We start from the raw sequence: 21,567 nt of genomic DNA on the forward strand, positions 1-21,567 counted from the left end.
AAGAACATGAAGGCCGTGCGCTTGCACGACTACCACAAGCACCCCGTTGTCGAGGAGGTGCCGGAGCCGGTCCTGACCGGGCCGCTGGACGTGATCGTCCGGATCGGAGGCGCCGGCGTGTGCCGGACCGACCTGCACATCATCGAGGGACAGTGGGCGGACGCCATGGGCCCGCGGTTGCCTTACACACTGGGACACGAGAACGCGGGCTGGGTGCACGAGGTCGGCTCCGGGGTCACCAACATCCAGGTCGGCGACGCGGTGATCCTGCACCCGCAGCCCTCCTGCGGACTGTGCCTTGCCTGCCGGGAGGGCCGGGACATGGGCTGTGCGGCGGCCGCGTTCCCCGGGGTGTCCGACCACGACGGTGGCATGGCCGAGTACCTGCGCACGACCGCGAGGGCGTGCGTCAAGCTCGATCCCGCCACCGATCCCGCCGACGTCGCCGCGCTGGCGGACGCGGGCCTCACCGCCTATCACGCCGTGCGCAAGGCGGTTCCACTACTGCCGCCCGGGAGCACAGCCGTCGTGCAGGGAGCCGGGGGACTGGGCCACATCGGAATCCAGGTGCTGTCCGCCCTGACCGCGACGAAGATCGTCGTGGTGGACCGTGATCCGGCCGCACTCGCGCTCGCCGCCGACCTCGGCGCCGACGCGTCGATCCAGGCCGACGGCAACCAGGTGAGCGCGGTTCTGGACAGCACGGACGGGCGCGGCGCCGAGGTCGTGTTCGACTTCGTCGCCGAGCAGGGCGCGGAGAACGACGCCTGGGACATGACCGCGGCAGGCGGTTCCCTCTACCTCGTCGGATACGGCGGAGAGCTGAGGATCCCCACCGTATCCGCCGTGGCGGGGGAAAAGAACGTCATCGGCAACATGGTCGGCACCTATCGCGACCTCGTCGAACTCATGGTGCTCGCCGAAAGCGGGAAGGTGAACCTGCACACCCGCCGCTATCCACTCGAAGCGGCCGCCGAGGCGTTCGACGATCTGGCGCTGAACCGGATCAGGGGACGGGCGATCCTGGTGCCACATGCGCATCGGTAATCTGAATGGACGTGCCCACCTGTTGCGTGGGAACACCGCGATCGACATCGCGAAGGCCAGTGGCGGGGCCTTCGGAACAGAGCCCGGGGATCTTTTCGCCCGCTGGCCGGAACTCCTGGAGTGGTCCGCCACCGCGCGCACCGACATCGCCGTGCCCTATCGGATCGAGGACCTCCGCGCGCCGGTACCGAGGCCGCGTCAGGTCTTCGCCGTCGGCCTCAACTACGCCGAACGGGCCCGCGCTGGTGACACCCGACGAGATCGACCTCACGGTACCGATGAGGCTGCGTTGCTGGATCAACGATGAGCTCGTCCAGGACGGGCACACCGGGCAGATGATCCTTTCCATCGGTGCCCTGATCGAGCGGATCTCGGCGGTGTGCACGCTCTATCCCGGCGATCTCGTCTTCACCGGAACTCCGGCCGGTGTGGGCATGGGGCGCACGCCACCCCGTTACCTCACCGCGGGAGATGTCGTCCGTACCCGCATCGACGGCATCGGCGAAATGCGGCATACCTTCGTATCGGGCGACGCGGGGTAGCTGGTCAGCTCGTGCGCGACAGAGCGCGCTCGAGGAGGACCTCCGCCGCCGCCCGTCCGTGCCTGCCGTAGTCGGCGTCGTTCAGCACCATGGCTCGGCTGGCGGCCCCGTCCGCGAGGATCACCAATTGTTCGGCGAGTGCGCCGGGGTCGCGGCAGCCCAGCTCCGTCACCAGCGCGGAGACGAGCTGCACCATCCGCAGTTTCTGCTCGCGGGCGTAGGAGTGAACCGCGCTCTCCACGTCGGGGAACTCCGCGGCGGCATCGATGAACGGGCATCCGCGTACCGGAGACGTGGTCGCCGAAGGCTGGCTGAACAGCCCGAGGATCCGCTCCCGTACGGGAATGTCTTCGCGGGTCAAGCTGCTTTCCAGGGTCGCGCCCGACGACGCGAGGTCTTGCAGGTGTGCGATGACCAAGTCGCTCTTGGTCCGAAAATGCACGTAGAGCGTGCGCTTGGAGACCGGTGCCTCTTCCGCGACCTGTTCCATGCCGGTCGCGTTGATTCCCTGAGTCGCGAACAACCGGGCGGCCGCGGCCAGGATGCGCTCCCGGCCGCCACGTCCCTGTCGTCGAGTGGCCGTAGGCGTCGTTCCCATCGGGCAAGTATACGCCTGTGTTTACTTCGGCGGACCGGGTTGCTAGCCTCGACTCAGAGGTAAACACAAGCGTTTACCTAAGTTGTCATTGAGGAGTGTTTCATGAGCGTGTCGGTCCCTGTCGAGCTGAAGTACAGCGCGGAGAAGCTGATAGGCGGTCGTCACGCCACGCGCGCTTTCCGTCCTGAAGTCGTGCCCGAGGACACCATGCGCGCGATCTTCTCGCTGGCCGGTGCCGCACCGTCCAATTCCAACGCGCAGCCATGGCAGGTGGAGGTGGTGAGCGGCGCGGCGCGCGAGCGCCTGGCGAATGCCTTGCAGGCGGCCCACGCCGAGAAGCGCATCTCGGTGGACTTCCCGTACTCCGAGGACATGTATTCAGAAGTGCATCACGCGCGCCGGGCCGTGTTCGGCGCGGAGCTATACGGGGCGTTGGGCATAGCCTCGGACGACTCGGCGGCACGTGCGGCTTATGACGCGGAGAGTCTGCGGTTCTACGGTTCGCCACACGCCGCGTTCCTGTTCGTCACCGGTGACGGCGGGCCGCGACTGGCGGCGGACGTCGGTGCCTACATGCAGACGTTGCTCCTGGCGATGGCCGCGTACGGTGTGGCCAGCTGCCCGCAGGGCTTGCTGAGCTTCTACGCCGACACTGTCCGCGGGGAACTCGGTGTCACTGCGGGAAAGCTGCTCCTGGGCATCTCCTTCGGCTATGCCGACGAGACCGCGCCGGTGAACCGGGTCACGACCGGGCGAGCCGCGCTCGAGGCGACTACTGCATTTCACGCCTAGATGTAGCGACCATGGACGTTCATTCACCCGCCGAAAGCGTCCCGTGTGGACAGTCAGGGTGTGGCCGGTTCAGATCCGCGGCGCCGAAGGCTCCCTTCACCGCATCGGACGCGGTGAAGGGAGCCTTCAGTCCGGCATGGCCCGCCTGTAAACGATCCCGGTCGCGAAATACGCAAAGCGCCTGAACCGGACACCTGGCTCAGCGCCGGTAGTGGACCTCACCCCGCAAGGCAGGTGACGTCGGGCTGCCGCAGCGCTGTTCGAACGTCGCGTCGAGGGCGACGAGTCCCTCCGCGCCGCGTTCGATGTGGTCGATCGTGAACGTCGAATAGTCGTCGATGCAGGCCAGGCCGTTGGAGGTGGTCAGGATATGCGCGCCCCCGACGTGGTCGTAGGTGCCGGTCTGGAGGTTTCCTGACGGCGCGGTGAAGTCGAGCGCGATGTAGTCGAACCCACGGTCGGTCTCGGCGTCCATCCGCAGGGTCGCGCCGCGCTCCCAGAACCGCACCTCGTTCTCCTGAGAGGCGATCCAATGACCGCTTCTGCCGTCGACCGGATGTGCACCCTGTTCGGCGGTGAAGTCGAGACTCGCGACGGGCTCGGCGGCTGCGGTCGGTGCGAACGCGGTGGCCAGGCCGGCGGTGACGGCGAGTGTGGTGAAGGCATGACGGAACTTCATGGAACCCCCAAGGTCAGCCGCTCTCCGCGGAGCGGTCCTCACCGATACTGCCGGGATTCCCGGTACCTGCCACGAGTAGAACTACTCAACAGGCCGTCGCGAGCCTGAAATTCCGACCGCCACGAACCATCGTCGGCGGCTGTGACCGGATAACATGCTGCGAACCGGGCTCGCCCCGGAGAACAGGCAGGCGGGAGCTTCGAGGTGATCCGCAGTTCGGTGACGATGGCGCTTCCCGCCCTTCCTGTGCTGGTCTACGAAGTGTTGTGGGAACGGCTCGGCCTCGGGCCCATGCCGTCGCCTCTCGTGGTGCGCCGCCACGGCGGTGATGAGTCGGAGCGCGAAGAATGCCTTGCTCGCGCACATCGATGGCTGACATCCAACAGTCTCGGAGACGCGGACAATCTCGACGGCGATCTGCTGCAGGCTCTGCGGGCGATGGACGACCGCGATCTCGCGCTGTCCGTGCGCTACAGCGACTCCGCCGGTCCGGTGTCGATCGGCTGTTTTCCTCAGCCCACCGGCCGGGCACTGCGCGTGGTTCTGCGGGACGAGACCGTGGAACTGGGATGGATGAACGCGAAGAGGATGGCGGAAGGCATGCTAGAAGCCGTACCCGATGCCCAGCCGGGAACCGGGCGGCCTCTCCGGGTGAGCGAGCTCGCTCTCGCCCGGTCGCGCCGGGCGTGGCGGCGATCGGGGCTGCTCAGCGCCGGCAAGCGATCTTTGATCGAGCACGGGGTGACCCCTGATGGCGCCGAGTGGTTCCTGCGTGTTCTGGCGGGGGCGAGGGCGACCGGTCAGGTGAGTGCGGCGCGACCGGGAGCTGCCGGGAAAGCACTGACGGCCATCCGCCCCTTGTCCTTTGTGGATAGTTCCGATGGCCGGTACGTCGTCATGCGCAGCTACGGATCGGTCACGCTGATGCCCGCCGACGGTGCGACCTTGACGGCCCGGATCAAAGGGCTCGCGGACGACGACTTCATCGAGAGCCGGTATGCGCGCGAAACAGGTGCGTTCAGCCACCTATGGTGATCTGCAGGACGGTCAGTGTCCGTCTGCCGCGCGCTGACCGGTCGCCGTTCCGAGGAGAGCGAAAATGCCCGACCTGCCCGCCCCGGACGAGGCGACCGTTGCCACGCTGGCGGGGGTGAGCCGTTCGGCGTTCCGGCGTGTGCTGGCGGGCAGTACCGCGGGGGCCGTGCTGGAGTGGTACGACTTCGCCCTATACGGCATCCTCGCCGCGACCGTGCTCGGGCCGCTGTTCTTCCCCGGCGGTAACGCCGTCGCGCAGTTGCTGCTGGCTCTGGCCACCCAAGGACTGGGGTTCGTCGCGCGGCCGATCGGAGGCATCGTCTTCGGCCATCTCGGCGACCGCCTCGGCCGTAAACCCATGCTGGTGGTGACGTTCCTGCTGCTCGGCCTGTCCACTTCGGCCATCGGGTTGCTGCCCACGTACGCGCAGGCGGGGATCGGGGCGACGATCTCGCTCGTCGTCCTCCGCCTGATCCAGGGCTTCGCGCTCGGTGGCGAGTTCGGTGCCGCCGTGCTGATGGTCAGCGAGTACGGAAGCCCCCGCCGCCGGGGGTTCTGGTCCGCCTGGCCGCAGGCGGGCGCCCCGCTCGGCACGGTACTGGCGACCGGGGTCGTGGGGTTGCTGACGATCGCGCTGCCCAGCGGGCAGTTCGAGCACTGGGGCTGGCGTATCGGGTTCCTGCTCGCCGTTCCCCTGCTGGTCATCGGCTTCTGGATCCGCCGTCGCATCGACGAATCGCCCGTGTTCCAGCAGGCGCGTTCACGCGCCGGCTCCGCCGCGGCCGTTCGGTCGCGGTCGAGCATCCTGGAAACACTCGCTCACCCGGGACCGGTCCTGCGCGGCCTCGGCGTGCGACTGGGCGAGAACGTCGCGTTCTACGTCTACACCGTCTTCGTGGTGGCTTATGCCACGACTTCGTTCGGGTACGCCAAATCCGACGTCCTCCTCGCGGTGACCGTCGGATCCCTGCTGCAGTTCGCGGGCATGCTGGCGGGCGGCCACTGGTCGGACGTGGTCGGACGGCGAATCGCGATGCTGGTTCCCGCCGCGGGACTGGCGATCTGGGCGCCGTTGTTCTTCCTGATGGTCCAATCGGGCAACCTGCCGCTGCTCTATGTCGGCGTCGGTGTCGGCGCGGCGCTGCACGGCCTCCTCGCCGGTCCGGAAGCCGCCTGGATCGCGGAACTCTTCCCGACCGAGCGCCGCTTCGCCGGAGCCTCCCTGGTCTTCCAGGGCTCGTCGATCATCGCCGGCGCGCCGGCGCCCTTCATCGCCGTCTGGCTCGTCAAGAACCACGGCACCACCGCCGTCGTGCTGTATCTGGTCGCCACCATCGCGGTCACGCTGGTCGCCTTGCTGTTCAGCGCCGAAACCAGGGGAGCCGACTTCGGCGCCGAGCCGGTCTAGCTCCAGAACCGCCTCACGACACCGGCCCCACGAGCCTGGCCACACGACCATTTAGGTGTTACCTTAGGTAACAGTGAATCGCGGTAACATGTGGCCGCGCGCATCTGTCGACGTCGTCAGGGAGGTCCGTATGACCAGCACCGATGTGCCGCGCACGGCCGAGGCCGGTCGCCGGGAGACCGCGCAGCGGCTTCTCGATTCGGCCGCGATGCTGTCCTACGACCCGGCCACCGAGGTGGACTGGGAGACGCCGCTGGACAAGGACTTCCACGGCGCGAGCCCGGAGTGGAGCACCCTCTACGGCACGAGCTACTGGGCCGAGATGAGCCCGGAGCAGCAGAAGGAGCTCACGCGGCAGGAAGCCGCTTCGGTCGCGAGCACCGGTATCTGGTTCGAGATGATCCTCCAGCAGATGGTGCTGCGCGATTTCTATGCCAAGGACCCGACCGACCCGGCCTTCCAGTGGGCGCTGACCGAGATCGCCGACGAATGCCGCCACTCGATCATGTTCGCCCGCGGCGCCGCGAAACTCGGCGCGCCCCCGTATCGACCGCGCCGGCTCGCCGTCGAGCTCGGCCGGGTCTTCAAGGCGACGGCGACGGGTGAAGCCGCGTACGCGGCGATCCTCGTCGCCGAAGAAGTCCTCGACGTGATGCAGCGTGACTGGATGCGCGACGAGCGCGTGGTCCCGTTCGTGCGCACCATCAACAACATCCACGTGGTCGAAGAGTCCCGGCACATGAAGTTCGCCAGGGACGAGACCCGTGAGCAGCTGGAGGGCGCGGGTCCCGTGCGCCGCCGGATCAACGCGCTGGTCATCGCGATCGCGTCGTACTTCATCGTCAGCAGCATGGTCAACCGCGACGTCTACAAGAACGCGGGACTCGACACCGCGCGCGCGTTGCGCGAGGCGAAGGCCAACGAGCACCACAAGTCGATGATGCGCTCCAGTTGCGCCGGTCTGATGGAGTTCCTCGGCTCGTGCGGTCTGCTCACCCGCCCCGCGCTGGTGTTCTACAAGCGGGCGAACCTGATCTGACATGGCCTTCGCGATCACCCAGACCTGCTGCAGCGACGCCACCTGCGTGTCGGTCTGCCCGGTCAACTGCATCCATCCGACGCCGGACGAGCCGGATTTCGGCACCACCGAGATGCTCTACGTCGACCCGGCGTCGTGCATCGATTGCGGAGCCTGCGCGGACGCCTGCCCGGTGGACGCGATCTTCCCGGCGGATCTGCTGACCGGACCACTCCAGGTCTACGCGGGCATCAACGCGGAGTACTTCGCGGACCGCGAGGTCGTGTCCTCGGCGGACCCGGCGCCGAACTTCCACCGCTGGAGCCCGCCGTCGTTCGACAGGGCCATTCCGAGCGACTTCGCGCCGCCGGACATCGCCGTCGTCGGCTCCGGCCCGGCCGGTATGTACGCCGTCGAGGACCTGCTCCTGCACACGAACGCGCGGGTCACCCTGATCGACCGGCTGCCGGTCGCGGGCGGGCTCGTCCGCTACGGTGTCGCCCCGGACCACCCCGCCACGAAACGGATCGGCGAGACGTTCTCGCGGCTCCACGAGCACCCGAGGCTGCGGCTGGTCCTGGGCACCGAGGTCGGGCGGGACGTCACCGTCGACGAACTGACCGGGCGCCACGACGCCGTCGTCTACGCGGTCGGCGCCTCGTCCGCGCGAAGCCTCGGTCTGGACGGCGAGGAACTGCCCGGCAGTATCGCCGCGACCACCGTGGTCGCCTGGTACAACGGCCATCCGGACGTCCCCGCGAACGCGGTGGACCTGTCCTCGGAACGCGTCGTGCTGATCGGCACCGGCAACGTCGCCCTCGACGTGGCCCGGATCCTCACCGCCGACCCGGACACCCTGGCCGGCACCACGATCGACCCGCACGCGCTGGAACGCTTGCGCACCAGCAAGATCCGGGAAGTCGTCCTGCTCGCCCGGCGAGGGCCGGAGGACGCCGCCTACTCCACCCAGGAACTGCTCGCGCTCGCCGGGCGCACCGGCGTGCCACTCGTCGTCGACGACGCGGACCCGCACACCGCGGCCGCGATCGACGCGGGCACCGGCAAGGCGAAACTGCTGCGCGAACTCGGCCGCGAGACCGTCGACTGGACCGCGCCGCCGGACGCGGACCGACGCCGCATCGTCCTGCGTTTCCACTCCGCTCCCACGGAAATCGTCGGGGACGGGCAGGTGCGCGGCCTGCGCGTCACGAGCCCGGACGGGCACGCCGAAATCGCCGCAGGCCAGATCGTGCGCGCCGTCGGATACCGCGGCGTCCCCGTGCCGGGCCTTCCGTTCGACGACGGCCGCGGCACGATCCCGAACACCGCCGGCCGCGTCGACGGACGCCTCGGCGCCTACGTCGTCGGCTGGATCAAACGCGGTCCTTCGGGCGGGATCGGCGCGAACCGCACCTGCGCGAAGGAGACCGTGGGGACCCTGCTGGGGGACATCACCTCCGGCAGGCTTCCCGTCCGGACCAGGCGTTCACCGATCGCCGCGCTGGCCGCGCGATTCCGCGGCCGCTGACCGGATTGCCTGTGGGCCTTCGCTCGGATGAGCGTGGCCGTCTGGTCGGGTCGCAGGTGATTCTTGTGTCAAAACAGGCGTTTCATCGAAATTTCATGAGCCGTCGATAGCGTCACCGGAGATCGAAGTCTCGTCTTTTGCAGGGATCATGCGCTGATCCCGGCGGGGGAAGTTCGCCCGAACGCACTAGTTCGTTTCGACTATTCGATCGAATGTCTTCGTCAGACGCGTCACCGTTCGATCCCGCGCGCGACAAAAAATGTCGCTCGCCGCTGGGACCCGATAGTCGAATCCATTGATCCAGAGGGGGTCGGGGGCATGTCTGCCTTCGCGTGGGCTCGTCCGGTTCGTCATCGCCACAAGGCCGTGGTGGTCGTGTTGTTACTGGCGTTGGTGGCGATGGCCGTCCCGAGTGCGGGTCCTCCTGCCTCGGTACGTGAGGCGGGGCTGGCTTCGGGCGCGGACGGGGCGGTGACGGCTCCCGAGCATCCGGAGGGAACGGCGTTCGATCCGAATCAGATCAAGGACATCAAGGCGGCCGATCCGGGGGCCGGGGTGAATTTGATCGGGCCACCGACGGCGAACTCCATGGGCGATGCCCGGATGTCGTATCCGCTGGAGGTACCCAAGGGGAGAGCGGGCCTGGAGCCGAAACTGGCGGTGTCGTACAGCTCCGGAGGTGCGAACGGCTGGCTGGGCGTCGGGTGGGACGTCTCCGTGCCGTCCATTTCGGTGGACACCCGTTGGGGGGTGCCGCGCTTTGACGCCGGGCTGGAGACCGAGACCTATGTGCTGGGCGGTGAGCAGTTGACGCCGGTGGCCCATCGGGGTCCGTTGCAGGCCCGGACGGCGGAGAAGGTGTTCCACGCGAAGGTGGAGAGCCGGTTCGATCGGATCGTGCGCCATGGGGACAAGCCCGCGAACTACTGGTGGGAGGTCACCGACAAGTCGGGCACTCGCACGGTGTTCGGCGGCGCGGAGAACACCACGTTGACCGACGCCTCGGGTCGGGTGGCGACGTGGGCGGCGCGCGAGGTCCGTGACACCAACGACAACGTGCTGCGCTATCACTACGCCCGGGTGGAAGACGGCGGCACCGAGAAGTCGACGGTGCCGGGCAGCAACCTGTATCCGCGGCGGATCACCTACACCGGCCACGGTGCGACCGAGGGCAAATACTCGGTGACGTTCCTGCGCGACCGTGACCGGGGCGAACCGCGCCGCGGTGATGTGCAGATCGACGCTCGTGGCGGGTTCAAGAAGGTGACCGCGGACCTGCTGCGGCGGGTCGAGGTCAAGCTGGACGACCAGCTGATCCGGGCCTACGAGCTGAACTACCGGGCCGGCGCGTTCGCGAAGACGTTGCTGGCGTCGGTGTCCCAGTTCGGTGAGGACAACAAGCTGTTCAACACCCACTCGTTCGACTATTTCGACGAGGTACGTGACCAGGCGGGCAACTACACCGGGTTCTCCGATGTCGCCGGCTGGTCGGTCCCGGATGACGATCTGGGCGTGAACATCCGGGAAGGTGAGGCGAGTGCGATCTCGGCGAACACCTCCGTCGGGTTCGGTGCGCACTTGTTCGCGGGCTACAACGTGCAGGGGTGGCCGGTCAAACAGGGTGGCGTCGGGCTGAAGGTCGGGTTCAACGCCGGCCAGTCCGACGGCCTGTCGGCGCTGGTGGACGTGAACGGCGACAACCTGCCGGACAAGGTCTTCCGCAAGAACAACGACGTGTATTACCGCCCCAATCTGAGCACCCCGGGGGGCGAACCGAAGTTCGGTGACCCGCCGGTCAGGTTGCGCGACCTCCCGGGGATCTCGACCGAGCGGACGTTGTCGGGCACGATCGGTGTCGAGGCGTTCGTCGCCGCCATCGCCGCGCAGCTGGACTTCGTGGGAACCACGACCACGTCGGATCGGTTCTTCAGCGACGTCAACGGTGACGGCATCACCGACCTGGTCAACAACGGCGGTGTGCTGTTCGGCTACCTGGACGCCAACGGCCAGCCCGCCTACAGCGCGGATTCCACCCGCACCCCGGTGCCGGTCGGCGGTGGCGCGGTGACCGGCGAGATCGTCGGTGACCAGACCGCGCAGTTCAACCAGCAGGTCGACAACTCGCCGCTGCTGGACTCGGTGCGGCGCTGGGTCGCGCCGTTCGACGGCACCGTCCGCGTCGACGGCCGGGTGCAACTGACCGTGGACCCCTCGCCCGCGCGCGCCGAGTACACCAAAGCCGACGGTGTGCGGGTCACCATCCAGGCCAAGGACGCCGAACTCTGGGCGCAACGAATCGGCCCGGACGACCACACCGAGTTCACCCCGGCCAATGTGGCGGCGGTCGCGGTTAAGAAGGGCGATGCGCTCTACTTCCGCACACAGTCCATTCTGGACGGAAAGTACGACACGGTGGCGTGGGACCCGACGATCACCTACACCGACCTGGCGGCCGGTACGGACGTGAACGGGCTGGCGAACACCGTGTTCCGCGCGTCGGCGGACTTCACGCTCGGCGGCCGCTCGTCGCAGGTCATGGTGCCGGTGAGCGGCAAGCTCCAGCTGACCGGCGACGTGGTCAAGAACAAGGTGACCTCGGACGACGTGACCGTGGTGATCACGAAGGGCAACGGGGTGCACGCGCCGGCGGAGGTGTTCCGCAAGGTCCTGCCCGCCGCGTCGACCGGTACCACCAAGATCGACATGAGCCTCCCGGTCAGCCAGTTCGAGAGGATGTCCTGGCACATCAAGACCGACTCCTCGATCGACGTTTCCGCGGTGTCCTGGGTACCGAAGGCGCACTACACGGAGGCGCCGGGGGTGGAGTCGCTGGTAGACGACAAGGGGCAGCCGTCCCTGGTGATCAGCCCGCCGTTCGACGTGGACATGTACCCCGCGGATTCCCTCGTCGCGCCGCAGCAGACGTACAAGGTGACCAAGACCGGCAAACTGCGGGTCCGGCCGGGTGTGAAGCTCAACTTCGGCTTTCCCGGGGCGACCAAGATCGCGTTCACCGTCAAGAAACGCGGCGGTCAACTGCTGGGCAAGCGGGTCGTCGACATCGTCAACGGGCAGTACGGCTCGCCCGGTCAGGACCTGGACGTGGTCGTCCCGGTCACCGAGGGCGACGAGCTGTATTTCGACCACTCCACAACGGATTCCTACCTGTTCGGTCTGGTCGCCGAACAGTCGGCGAAGGTCACCTACGATCTTTCGTCGCCATGGCCGACGTTCAGCCCGGCGCCGAGCGCGGTGCACGGCTCCGCCCAGCAGGGTGCGTTCCCGCAGCCCTATCGCGGTTGGGGTGTGATCGGCTACCAGGCCAACCGCGACCGCGCCACCCAGCCCATCAAGCAGGCCGAACTCGCGATCGACCAGAGTTTCAAGGACGCCCTTCCCAAGGAGCCCAAGGAATCCGACATCCCGGGGTTCGCCGCGAATCCCCGGATCGCCATGCCCCGGCTGGCGATCTTCGCTCCGAACCCGGCCAAGGGCGGCTGGGCCGCGCAGGACGAGTCGTCCTGGTTCACCGCCACCATGGCGACCAGTTCCCGGCTCGGCGCGGACACCATCGACGTGGTCACCGACGCCGATGTCGCCGGTGACCGCACCGTGATGCGCCGCGGCGTGACCGGCCAGGTGTCCGGCACGTTGTCCGCCGGTCCGTTCGGGGGCACGGTCGTCGGCGGGATCACCGCGGGTTCCGTCGACTACGTCGACCTCAACGGTGATCGCTTTCCCGATGTCGTCGGCGCCAAGGAGATCCAGTTCACCGATGCCAACGGCGGGCTCGGCGCCCGGCGCGGCACGCTCGGCGGCAACGTCCGCGAGTCCGACAACTTGTCCGGCAACGTGTCCTACTCCGCCGGCAGTGAATCGGCGACCTTTGCCAGCGCACTGGGCCTTGCCACTCCGGAGGCCGGGAGCAGCAACAACACCGCCACCTCCGGCCCGGTCCAACCAGCACTCGGGATCGGTGGCAGCGTCGGCGGCGGCGAGTCCGACACCCGCGTCGACCTCGTCGACATCAACGGCGACGGTCTACCGGACAAGGTCTTCGCCAACGGCGACGCCCAACTCAACCTCGGCTACAGCTTCGCCGCCAAGGAACCCTGGTCAGCGGGACCGATCAACGACGCCTCCACACGCAACCTCGGCGTCAACCTCGGTTTCAACGTCGACAACTACGGGTTCGCCGGGGGGCTGTCCGCCGAACTGGGCACTTCGAACACCAACGCGAGCATGCTCGACGTCAACGGCGACGGCCTCACCGACCGCGTCTTCACCGATGGCGCCAACCCGATCAAGGTGGCCATCAACACCGGCACCGGCTTCACCGCGCCCACTCCGTTCCGCGGCAGCTTCGCCGACATCGCCGTGGACAAGAACGCCACCCTCGGCGCGGGCGTCTACTTCACGTTCCCTGTCCCCACCCCGATCGGCACGTTCGTGTTCAACCCCGGCGTCAACGCCTCCACCGGCATCGGCCGCGCCGAGATCGGCCTGCGTGACGTCAACGGCGACGGCCTCGCCGACCATGTCAAATCCACTCGGGACAACGAGCTGATGGTCGCGGTCAACAAAACCGGCCGTACGAACCTGCTCCGCACGGTGACGCGGCCGTTGGGCGGGAAGATCGATCTGGACTACACCCGTACCGGTAATACGCAGGCGATGCCCGAGTCCCACTGGGTGCTGTCCCGTACCAGCGTGTCCGACGGCCATCGCGGCGACGGCGCCGACACCCAGCTCGCCACCTATCGCTACGAACAGGGGAAGTACGACCGGCTCGAACGCGAGTTCCACGGCTTCGGCAAGGTCGTCACCGAACAGCGCGACCCCGGTGCGGCTGATGCCCTCTATCGCTCGACCACTGACGAGTACCGCACCGACGGCCCGTATACCCGCGGGTTGCTGGCCCGCACCCTCTCCGCCGACGGCGCGGGACGGCCCTTCACCGAAACCGTCAACACCTATCAGACGCGCGACACCGCGCCGGGCAGCGTGTTCGTGGGTTTGTCCCGCGTGGACAAACGCTTCTACGAAGGCGCCGAGAGTCCCGGCAAGTCCACCTACACCGAAATGTCGTATGACGACTTCGGCAACCTGATCCGCTCGTTCGACGCCGCCGACGAAGGCGCCGCCGACGACGTGGAGACCACCTATGGCTACACCGCGTCCGACCCGGCTTGCCGGGCGCGCAACCTCATCGGAACCGCCAACCTGCACAAACAGCGCGGCACCACCGGCGGCGCCGTGTCGCGGCACAGCGAATCCACGGTGGACTGCGTGACCGGTACGGTGCGGCAAGTCCGTGCGTACCTCACCGACACCACCTCGGCCGATATCGATCTGGAGTATTTCCCGGACGGGAACCTGAAGTCGGTCACCAAGCCCGCCAACAGGACCGGTCAGCGGTCCCGGTTGGACTACGGCTACGACACCGTCGTCGGCGTCCACATCGAATCCATCACCGACAACTTCGGACTGCGGTCGGGCGCGACGCACAACCTGAAATACGGGCAACCGGACCGCACCACCGACCAGAACGGCCAGCAGGTGCTGCGCTCCTACGACAGCGTGGGCCGGTTGGACACGGTCACCGGACCGTACGAGATCGGGTCGGGCAAGGCCACGATCGACTTCGACTATCACCCCGAAGCCACCGTTCCGTACGCCACCACGCGTCACCTTGATCGCGACGCCGCTGGAGTCCGTGAAGACACCATCGACACGGTCACCTTCACCGACGGCCTCAAGCGCGTCGTGCAGACGAAGAAGGACGCGTCGGTCGCGAACAATCCGGGTGACACACCCGAACAGGTCATGACCGTGTCCGGGCGGACGAAGTTCGACTTCCTCGGCCGGGTGGTGGAGCAGTACCACCCCGTGACCGAGCCCAAGGGCGACGGCAACACGAGGTTCAATGCCGCCTTCGACACCGTGGCGCCCACCCGGGCCTGGTTCGACGTGTTGGACCGGCCGGTCAAGACGGTCGCACCGGACGAGGTCACGACCGCCATGGCCTATGGATTCGGCCCTGACCGCGCCGGTGTCGCCCGGTTCGAAACCATCGCGACCGACGGCAACGGCAAACAGAAGCGCAGCTACACCGACCTGCGGGAGAAGACCACCGCGGTCAAGGAGTTCAACCCTGCCGGTGGGCAGCCGGTGATCTGGACCAGCTACGGCCATGACGCGCTCGGGCAGATCACCACCGTGGTGGACGACAAGAACAACACCACCCGGTCCGAGTACGACTCCCTCGGCCGCCGCACTGTGCTCGACAGCCCCGACGCAGGCCGCACCGAAACCCGCTTCGACCTGGCCGGCAACCCGACCGCGAAGATCACTGCCAGCGGCAAGCAGGTCGAGTACGACTATGACCACAGCCGCCTCACCGCGGTCCGCTACCCGACCTTCCCGGCCAACAACGTCACCTACACCCACGGCGCACCCGGTGCGCCGGACAACACCGCCGGGCGGATCACCGAGATCCGCGACGCGGCCGGGACCCTCACCCGCGGTTACGGCCCGTTGGGCGAGACCACCCGGGAAACCCGCACCATCAAGATCGCCGGACAGGCGGACCGCGGTTACACCACCGGATGGCGCTTCGACGCGTTCAACCGCGTGCTGCAGATGACCTACCCGGACGGCGAGGTTCTCCGCTACGACTACGACAGCGGTGGCGAGGTCACCCGCGCCTCCGGGTCCAAGAACGGCACCGATTACCTCTACCTCGGTCGCCTGGACTACGACAAGTTCGGCCAGAAGGTGCTGCAGCAGGCCGGGAACGGGGTGCGCACGACCTACACCTACGACCAGGCCGACCGCCGACTCGCCACTCTGAAGTCGAAGACACCGGGTGCCACCGAGTTCCAGAACCTCGGCTACACCTACGACAACGTCGGCAACATCACGAAGCTGGCCAACAGCACGGCACAGAACCCGACGATCGGTGGGCCGAGCAGTCAGACCTTCGGTTACGACGACCTCTACCAGCTCACCTCCGCCAGCGGCCAGTACACGACGAAGAGCAACCAGCAGGACAAGTACACCCTGGCGCTGGGCTACGACTCCATCCACAACACCACCAGCAAAACCCAGCACCACGAGATCACCGGCCCGACCACCCCGTCCGCCCAAGTGGCTTCCCTGAACCACGGCGGCGGAGGAAGCCCGGCGTCACTAGGCCCGCTGTCGGTCGGACCGATCGAGCCGGTCGAGGACCCGACCAACTCCGCCGGGGTCCAGGACAAGACCAGCTATGACTACAAGTACGACTACGGCAGCGGAAAACCGCACGCGCCGAGCAAGGTCGGCCCGACCAACCAGGCCTACGACGCGAGCGGCAACCTCACCGACACGGTGAACACCGCCTCGGACGGCAAACGACGCCAGTACGTGTGGGACGAGGAGAACCGGCTCGCCTGCAACCAGGACACCGCCACGGCGACGGTCCCTCAAACGCCAGCGGGTTGCGCCGACCCCACCGTCGGCTACACCTATGACGCGGCCGGCGAACGCGTCATCAAACAGGGCGACGGCCAATCCCTCTACCCCAACCGCGGCTACAGCGAACGTGACGGCATCGGCTTCAAGCACATCTTCATCGGCGACAGCCGCCTCACCACCAAGACCGTCGCCCCCAGCGGCCCTGAGAACACCCAGTCCTACTTCCACGCCGACCACCTCGGCTCGTCCGGCTACGTCACCGACAGGCAAGGCAACGTCACCGAACACCTCGAGTACATGCCCTTTGGTGAAACCTGGGTGGAGGAGCAATCCGGCCAAGGCGGTACGCCTTACAAGTTCACCGGCAAGGAACTCGACGAGGAAACCGGTCTCTACTACCACGGCGCCCGCTACTACAACCCGAGAACGCAACTCTGGGCGAGCGCCGACCCGGCCCTGCCTGACTACCTCGATTCAAACCTCGCAGGCGGCGTCGGCAACCCCCGCAACCTTGCCACTCACACCTATGCCCACAACAATCCCGTCAAGCTCACTGATCCCACCGGCAAAAGCCCTACTGAGCGCACCCCTGGGGTGGGAGTGCTCGACATCGACGAGATGGCGAGAATACAGAGCCAGTTCTCGGAACTCCCTTCCAGTAAAGGGGGTTCGATGACGAAATACTTCATATTTTCGGTGACTCAAGCGGAAAGTGATCTGATCGGAAAACTGAGCCACCATGAAAAGGTTCGGTTTCGCGAGCTCAAAAGTGAGGCTCAAAATACTGCCGCCCTGCTTTTCGGGCGCATTGCAAACGAGGACGGAAAATATGGTACAGCAGATGGGACAATCGGTAATGCATTCCAGCACGTGTACTGGAGTGCCCTACTGACAGTATATTTCGGCCCGACGAGGGCGAAGGAGTTCACCGACGCCCACGAGGCCACATCGGATAACCATGGCAAGTACTGGCTTGAGTTGATGGACCTTCACAACAACTGGATCGGCCGGACCATCGGCGCGAACTTCAAACCCAGTGACTTCGAGAACAGCCCCCATTACGAAGGTGCCCCTAATCGCTACCAAACCCTCATTGATTCGGTCATGCATGCGATCAACATCGGGAGAGCGGTCATGGTGGCCCCGCAGGGCGATTGGCTTCAGTGGACGGGAACGAAACCGTAGCGATCGCACTCGGTCAGAAAGGTCGCAGTCGATCACCCGGTTCGTCGAGGTCGAGGGGTCGTGAGTGGCAGTCGTTGTGAGGTCGGGCTGTCTCGGAGCTTGATGCTCAGAGCCTCGGCGCGGCATGTTCGAGTATGGAGGATGTGGGACGTTGGAGGTCCCGAATCCTCCACACTCAGTTCACGCGATCACCTGACGGGTATGAAGGGTGGCGGCTCAGCGTGTGCAGGGTGTCGACGATGAAGGATTTGGGACGTTGAGTGTCCGAAATCCTTCATCGTCGCGGGATCACTCCAGCCTTGGCGCTTGATCAACGGAGTATCGGGGACGTTGAGTGTCCCCGATACTCCGTTGATCAAGCCACCTCGTATGAGCCCCACGGACCACCGAGGCAAAGTCGCACTCCAGTGAGTAAGCAAATACTGATCCGCCCTAACCCCACTCACGACCCACCGCGGAACGAGGTCAGGGCACCCGGGGCTGCTCGCGCCACCAGCGCTGACCGGCTTCCGGCAGCGTCGAGATCGGGTCGTAGTACGGGTACCGGCGCTGCAAGGCTTCGGGGTCTTCGTGCTCGATCCCGGTCCGGTAGTTCTTCGTCCAGTACGAGATGCCCAACTCGCGGTCGTAGTCGGCGAGCTGGTGCACCCACCGCTTCCCGACATACGGCACGTCGCACACGATCCGCGGGGTGGCATACCCCGGCAGGTACCCCATGATCGCGTGCTGCAGCTCCTGCGCCTCGTGCACGGAAACCCGCCAGTGCTCGGCGTTCGGGATCATGTCGCACTAAGCGAAGTTGGGCATAGGGCCTCGCCTGGAGGCACCCCTGAACTGCTGTGTTTAGCTGTCGCAAACGTCCACAATGGATTTCTGGGCCGTTTCTGGGCCGCCAAAGAAAGTTACAGGACGGTAACTTTTGGTTCGCCTGTGACCGGCTCGCCAGCAAGCGAAGGTCGCGAGACTTATTTATCGTGGCACCCGTCGTCGGAGTGCGCTATCGCTAGATTGAGTGAGCGGTGCCGGGCGAGAGGTCCGAGGTTGTTAGTGGTCTGGCGCGGTTTGGTGCGTTTCGAAGCTTGCATGCCGGAGACCCTTCGCCCGTTGACTGAGGCTCATCGCGCTGTCTTAAGCGAGATTGGGGGAGTGATGAAACTGCACAGCGTCACAACCAGTCGCGACCTCTGTGCCCCCTGTCCGGGCATCGCAGGGACCTTATTTGCACGCCTTTGTCTGGTGTGCGCCGAACTTGGCCTGGGCGTTGGTGAATTGCCCGCCGTACCTCGATGACAGCTGCTGGATCAGGCCGGTGCACGAGAATGAGGTGTAGTCCAGGTAGGACTGTGCTGCTTTGGCTGCCTGCGCGTTCCAGTCGACCTTCAGGCTGTCCACCGCCTGGGTGGCGACGTTCTTCGGGTAGCTGTCGCCGTACTTCGAGGACAGCTGATCGATCAAACCGTTTCGCGAGAAAGCGCTGTAGTCGAGATACGACTCCGCGGACCCTCGGGCCTGCTCGACCTGGGGTGGGTACTGCGGAGCCTTGCTGGCTGGACTGGACTCGACCTGGGGCAGTGACTGTGGAGCTTCGCTGGTCGGGCTGGACTGGACCAGTTGCCCGTTGAGGCATGACTGTCCGGTCTGCAGCGGAGGGCAGGACGCTTGCGGTGTGTAGCTGGGCGTCGACGTAGGGACGGAGGTCGTGACGCCGACAGCGAGGTTGCCGGCGTCACGATCGGAACAGGCGGTGAGGGTGACCGCTGCCGCAGCCGCCGCGGCGAAAAGGGCGACGCCCTTGATCATGAGGATCCTCCTTGGCGCGAGGTGATTCGTAGTCGTGTGTGCTGCTCTGTGTGTTACTCCGGTCATGTCTGCCCTCGAGACGCGGGCCGTTTATGTCAACCGTGTAGGCCAGGGATGGACCAAGATCGAGTCGCTGGCGGCGAGGATCTGAATGGGGTCAGGCGTCATGACCCAGTCCCGTTACGTCGCGGTAGTGCTCGGTCAGGAGACGACGACGGTCGTCCCGGGGTGGGCGATGAGTAGCTGTTCGTGGACCGAGGCAGCGCCGGTGGCAGGCCACTGGCTTTCGACCCCGAACTCTACAAACTCCGCAACGTCGTCGAACGCTGCTTCAACCGGCTCAAAAATTCCGAGGCCTAGCAACACGTTTCGCCAAACGGGCCGCCTACCACCGCGCCGAAATCATCTTCACCACCACCACCAGCATCCTCCACCTCCGATGAAGATCCCCAGGACACGCCCTAAGCGGTGAGCGGACCGGACACGGGACAGGGTCGTTGTTCGGACCCGTTCGCAGTCAGTAACCAGTATGGACGATGGAGGCACCGTCGCACCGTGGAAGGATGCGAGGTTGCTATTTGACGATCGGGTGAGCGGGCCAGTCGTTCGCGGCAGATCTTGAACGCATGATGCGCGTAACACTTTTCGCGGCGATCCGACTTGTGGGAGGACGGATATAAGTCGAACTCACCGATGGAAGGTGACGTTAAGGTGTTGGCGGACTTCGGGGCGTCCTCGGAGAGGTGAAGAATTGTTCTCATATGAAGACGAGTCATCAGATATTCATGGCAGCCAATCTACTCTGAATAGACCAGTATTTAGTATCGACTGTGATATGGCAACGGTGGAGGTCCTGCGAGGTGGGCCACAGCCACCAGAATTTGATTCTGGTGACACGTTCGAGGAATTTCTCATCGAGGCGCGACGAGCCGCGAAATCTCACGGGGGTTTCCGCGGGAACTGTGACAGCGGCAGACGGTGGGCGTCAGTGTGCGATCGCTCGTCTGGTCCTTTCGCAGCGAAGCCGGATGGGGTCATCCTGGGTGCGGCACATGCTCAAGCCCCACGCTGGACTCGCCGGCACCGACCGAATGGAGAGTAATGGTAGTCAGATTGTTACGCGCTGCTGCAGTGGTCCTGACTGCGGCCACATGCGCCTTGTCTCTGCTCGCGCTCGGCCCAGTCGGGCCGGCCGCGGCCGGAGTGTTGGACGTGACCTGTACTCCGCCCAGTAGCAGCACCACCACCTACACTCCGCCACTAACCATGACCCCCCAGACCGTCACCGCCAGCACCACCACGCAATACGGGCCGTGCGTATCGCTAAGCAACCCGGCCCTGACCTCCGGCTCCCGCACCGCCATAGCGCTCGTCCCAGCACACAGCTGTCTAGATCTGCTGGACAGCGGAACCGACACCTACATCATCACCTGGAACACGGGCCAGACCTCGACCATCTCCGCCAACCGTACTGCCACCGTCGCGGGAGCCGCCCTGGTGGTCACCCACACCGGGACCGTCACCTCCGGACTGTTCTCCGGCAGCACCTTCGTGCAGATCCAAACCGGCCCAGCCACCGACGTGCTGCTATGCACCGCAGGACTGGGAACGGTCTCCAGTATCTACCCGCTCGTGACTCTAGAGATCACGTCACTCTGAGCCGTCGTCCCCCAAGTGGGACTGTTTCAAGATCGGTGTTTTCGGCCTGACACGCCGGGCTGAGGTCCGGCGGGATGGGCGCTGTGAGTGATGACATCTGAGGTTGTGAGTCCACGCAAGAGTGAGTCCAAGCCGGCGCGGGAGCTGTCGCCGGAGCAGGCCGCCGCGGCGGCGATGGTGGCCGAGGCGAAGGCTCGCGGGCTGGTGCTGACCGGCCCGGACGGGTTGCTGAAACTGTTCACCAAAAACGTGCTGGAAACTGCGCTCAACGAGGAGATGACCGAGCATCTCGGGCGCGAGAGGAATCAGGCCGACCCGGATCGTGAGTCAACGAATGTGCGCAACGGAACCCGGCCGAAAACGGTGATCTCGGATGCGGCGGGCGAGGTCGGGATCACTGTGCCACGGGATCGGGAGAGCACGTTTGAGCCGCAGATCGTGAAGAAGCGGCAGCGTCGGCTCACTGAAGTGGATGAGATCGTGCTGTCGTTGTATGCGAAGGGAATGACGACTGGGGATATCTCGGCGCATTTCGCCGAAATCTATGGATCCTCGGTCAGCAAGGAAACGATTTCGCGGATCACCGATAAGGTCGTCGCTGAAATGAACGACTGGGCCAGCCGCCCGCTCGACCCGGTGTATGTGGCCGTGTTCATCGACGCGATCCATGTCAAGGTCCGCGACGGGCAGGTCGCCAACCGGCCCGTCTACGCCACCATCGGCGTCACCGTGGACGGTCACAAAGACGTCCTGGGGCTGTGGATGGGCGTTGGCGGCGAGGGTGCGAAGTTCTGGATGAGCGTGCTGATCGACCTGAA

At 65.9% G+C, this 21,567-nt stretch carries 14 protein-coding genes and 1 pseudogene; 11 read left to right on the forward strand and 4 right to left on the reverse strand.

Features of this window, described 5'->3' with window-relative positions:
• The first annotated feature begins 6 nt into the window (after positions 1-6).
• Genes ACZ5IK_RS28220 through ACZ5IK_RS28230 form a run of 3 tightly spaced genes read left to right on the forward strand, consistent with a single transcriptional unit; the run spans position 7 to position 1,589 of the window.
• Positions 7-1,047 carry an NAD(P)-dependent alcohol dehydrogenase gene (locus ACZ5IK_RS28220; protein WP_465490444.1) on the forward strand — a complete coding sequence of 347 codons (1,041 nt, stop codon included), beginning with the start codon at positions 7-9 and terminating at the stop codon, positions 1,045-1,047.
• Complete coding sequence (locus ACZ5IK_RS28225) at positions 1,034-1,354, forward strand: hypothetical protein (protein ID WP_465490461.1); 321 nt, start codon at positions 1,034-1,036, stop codon at positions 1,352-1,354. The genes ACZ5IK_RS28220 and ACZ5IK_RS28225 overlap by 14 nt, the downstream gene beginning before the upstream one ends.
• Positions 1,293-1,589: a fumarylacetoacetate hydrolase family protein gene (locus ACZ5IK_RS28230; RefSeq protein ID WP_465490445.1), complete on the forward strand. Its 297-nt coding sequence runs from the start codon at positions 1,293-1,295 to the stop codon at positions 1,587-1,589. Before ACZ5IK_RS28225 ends, ACZ5IK_RS28230 begins: the two co-directional genes overlap by 62 nt.
• 4 nt (positions 1,590-1,593) lie before the next feature.
• Here ACZ5IK_RS28230 and ACZ5IK_RS28235 read toward each other — a convergent pair whose 3' ends face one another.
• Positions 1,594-2,187 (reverse strand): TetR/AcrR family transcriptional regulator, encoded by a 594-nt coding sequence (locus ACZ5IK_RS28235; protein ID WP_465490446.1) that lies wholly within the window; start codon positions 2,185-2,187, stop codon positions 1,594-1,596.
• Between the two features lie 102 nt (positions 2,188-2,289).
• Here ACZ5IK_RS28235 and ACZ5IK_RS28240 point away from each other — a divergent pair, with 102 nt between their 5' ends.
• Positions 2,290-2,979: a nitroreductase gene (locus ACZ5IK_RS28240; RefSeq protein WP_465490447.1), complete on the forward strand. Its 690-nt coding sequence runs from the start codon at positions 2,290-2,292 to the stop codon at positions 2,977-2,979.
• Positions 2,980-3,178: 199 nt separating this feature from the next.
• Here ACZ5IK_RS28240 and ACZ5IK_RS28245 read toward each other — a convergent pair whose 3' ends face one another.
• On the reverse strand, positions 3,179-3,658 hold the full coding sequence (locus ACZ5IK_RS28245; protein ID WP_465490448.1) for a hypothetical protein: 480 nt from the start codon (positions 3,656-3,658) through the stop codon (positions 3,179-3,181).
• A gap of 204 nt (positions 3,659-3,862) precedes the next feature.
• On the opposite strand from ACZ5IK_RS28245, the gene ACZ5IK_RS28250 reads away from it, so the two are divergent.
• The 5 genes from ACZ5IK_RS28250 (at position 3,863) to ACZ5IK_RS28270 (ending at position 17,290) form a co-directional block, all read left to right on the forward strand.
• Positions 3,863-4,693, forward strand: coding sequence for an ESX secretion-associated protein EspG (locus ACZ5IK_RS28250; RefSeq protein ID WP_465490449.1), 831 nt, complete (start codon positions 3,863-3,865; stop codon positions 4,691-4,693).
• 64 nt (positions 4,694-4,757) lie between these two features.
• Positions 4,758-6,101 (forward strand): MFS transporter, encoded by a 1,344-nt coding sequence (locus tag ACZ5IK_RS28255; RefSeq protein WP_465490450.1) that lies wholly within the window; start codon positions 4,758-4,760, stop codon positions 6,099-6,101.
• Between the two features lie 130 nt (positions 6,102-6,231).
• The gene (locus tag ACZ5IK_RS28260; RefSeq protein WP_410601312.1) at positions 6,232-7,140 is read left to right on the forward strand and encodes an AurF N-oxygenase family protein; all 909 of its coding nucleotides are present in this window, start codon (positions 6,232-6,234) and stop codon (positions 7,138-7,140) included.
• Position 7,141: 1 nt separating this feature from the next.
• The gene (locus ACZ5IK_RS28265) at positions 7,142-8,647 is read left to right on the forward strand and encodes an FAD-dependent oxidoreductase (RefSeq protein ID WP_465490451.1); all 1,506 of its coding nucleotides are present in this window, start codon (positions 7,142-7,144) and stop codon (positions 8,645-8,647) included.
• Positions 8,648-8,965: 318 nt separating this feature from the next.
• The gene (locus ACZ5IK_RS28270) at positions 8,966-17,290 is read left to right on the forward strand and encodes a SpvB/TcaC N-terminal domain-containing protein (protein ID WP_465490452.1); all 8,325 of its coding nucleotides are present in this window, start codon (positions 8,966-8,968) and stop codon (positions 17,288-17,290) included.
• Between the two features lie 465 nt (positions 17,291-17,755).
• Here the strand turns inward: ACZ5IK_RS28270 and ACZ5IK_RS28275 are convergent.
• A pseudogene (locus tag ACZ5IK_RS28275) lies at positions 17,756-18,079 on the reverse strand (lysine 2,3-aminomutase); the annotation flags it as partial.
• A gap of 426 nt (positions 18,080-18,505) precedes the next feature.
• On the reverse strand, positions 18,506-19,090 hold the full coding sequence (locus tag ACZ5IK_RS28280; RefSeq protein ID WP_465490453.1) for an Ltp family lipoprotein: 585 nt from the start codon (positions 19,088-19,090) through the stop codon (positions 18,506-18,508).
• A gap of 1,266 nt (positions 19,091-20,356) precedes the next feature.
• Here ACZ5IK_RS28280 and ACZ5IK_RS28285 point away from each other — a divergent pair.
• Together ACZ5IK_RS28285 and ACZ5IK_RS28290 are read left to right on the forward strand one after the other, a co-directional pair.
• A complete protein-coding gene (locus ACZ5IK_RS28285) occupies positions 20,357-20,749 on the forward strand; it encodes a hypothetical protein (protein WP_465490454.1) in 393 nt (130 codons plus the stop codon).
• Between the two features lie 90 nt (positions 20,750-20,839).
• The coding region (locus tag ACZ5IK_RS28290) for an IS256 family transposase (RefSeq protein ID WP_465490455.1) at positions 20,840-21,567 on the forward strand (728 nt) is incomplete at its 3' end.

This window comes from Amycolatopsis sp. NPDC031561, from assembly GCF_055580625.1.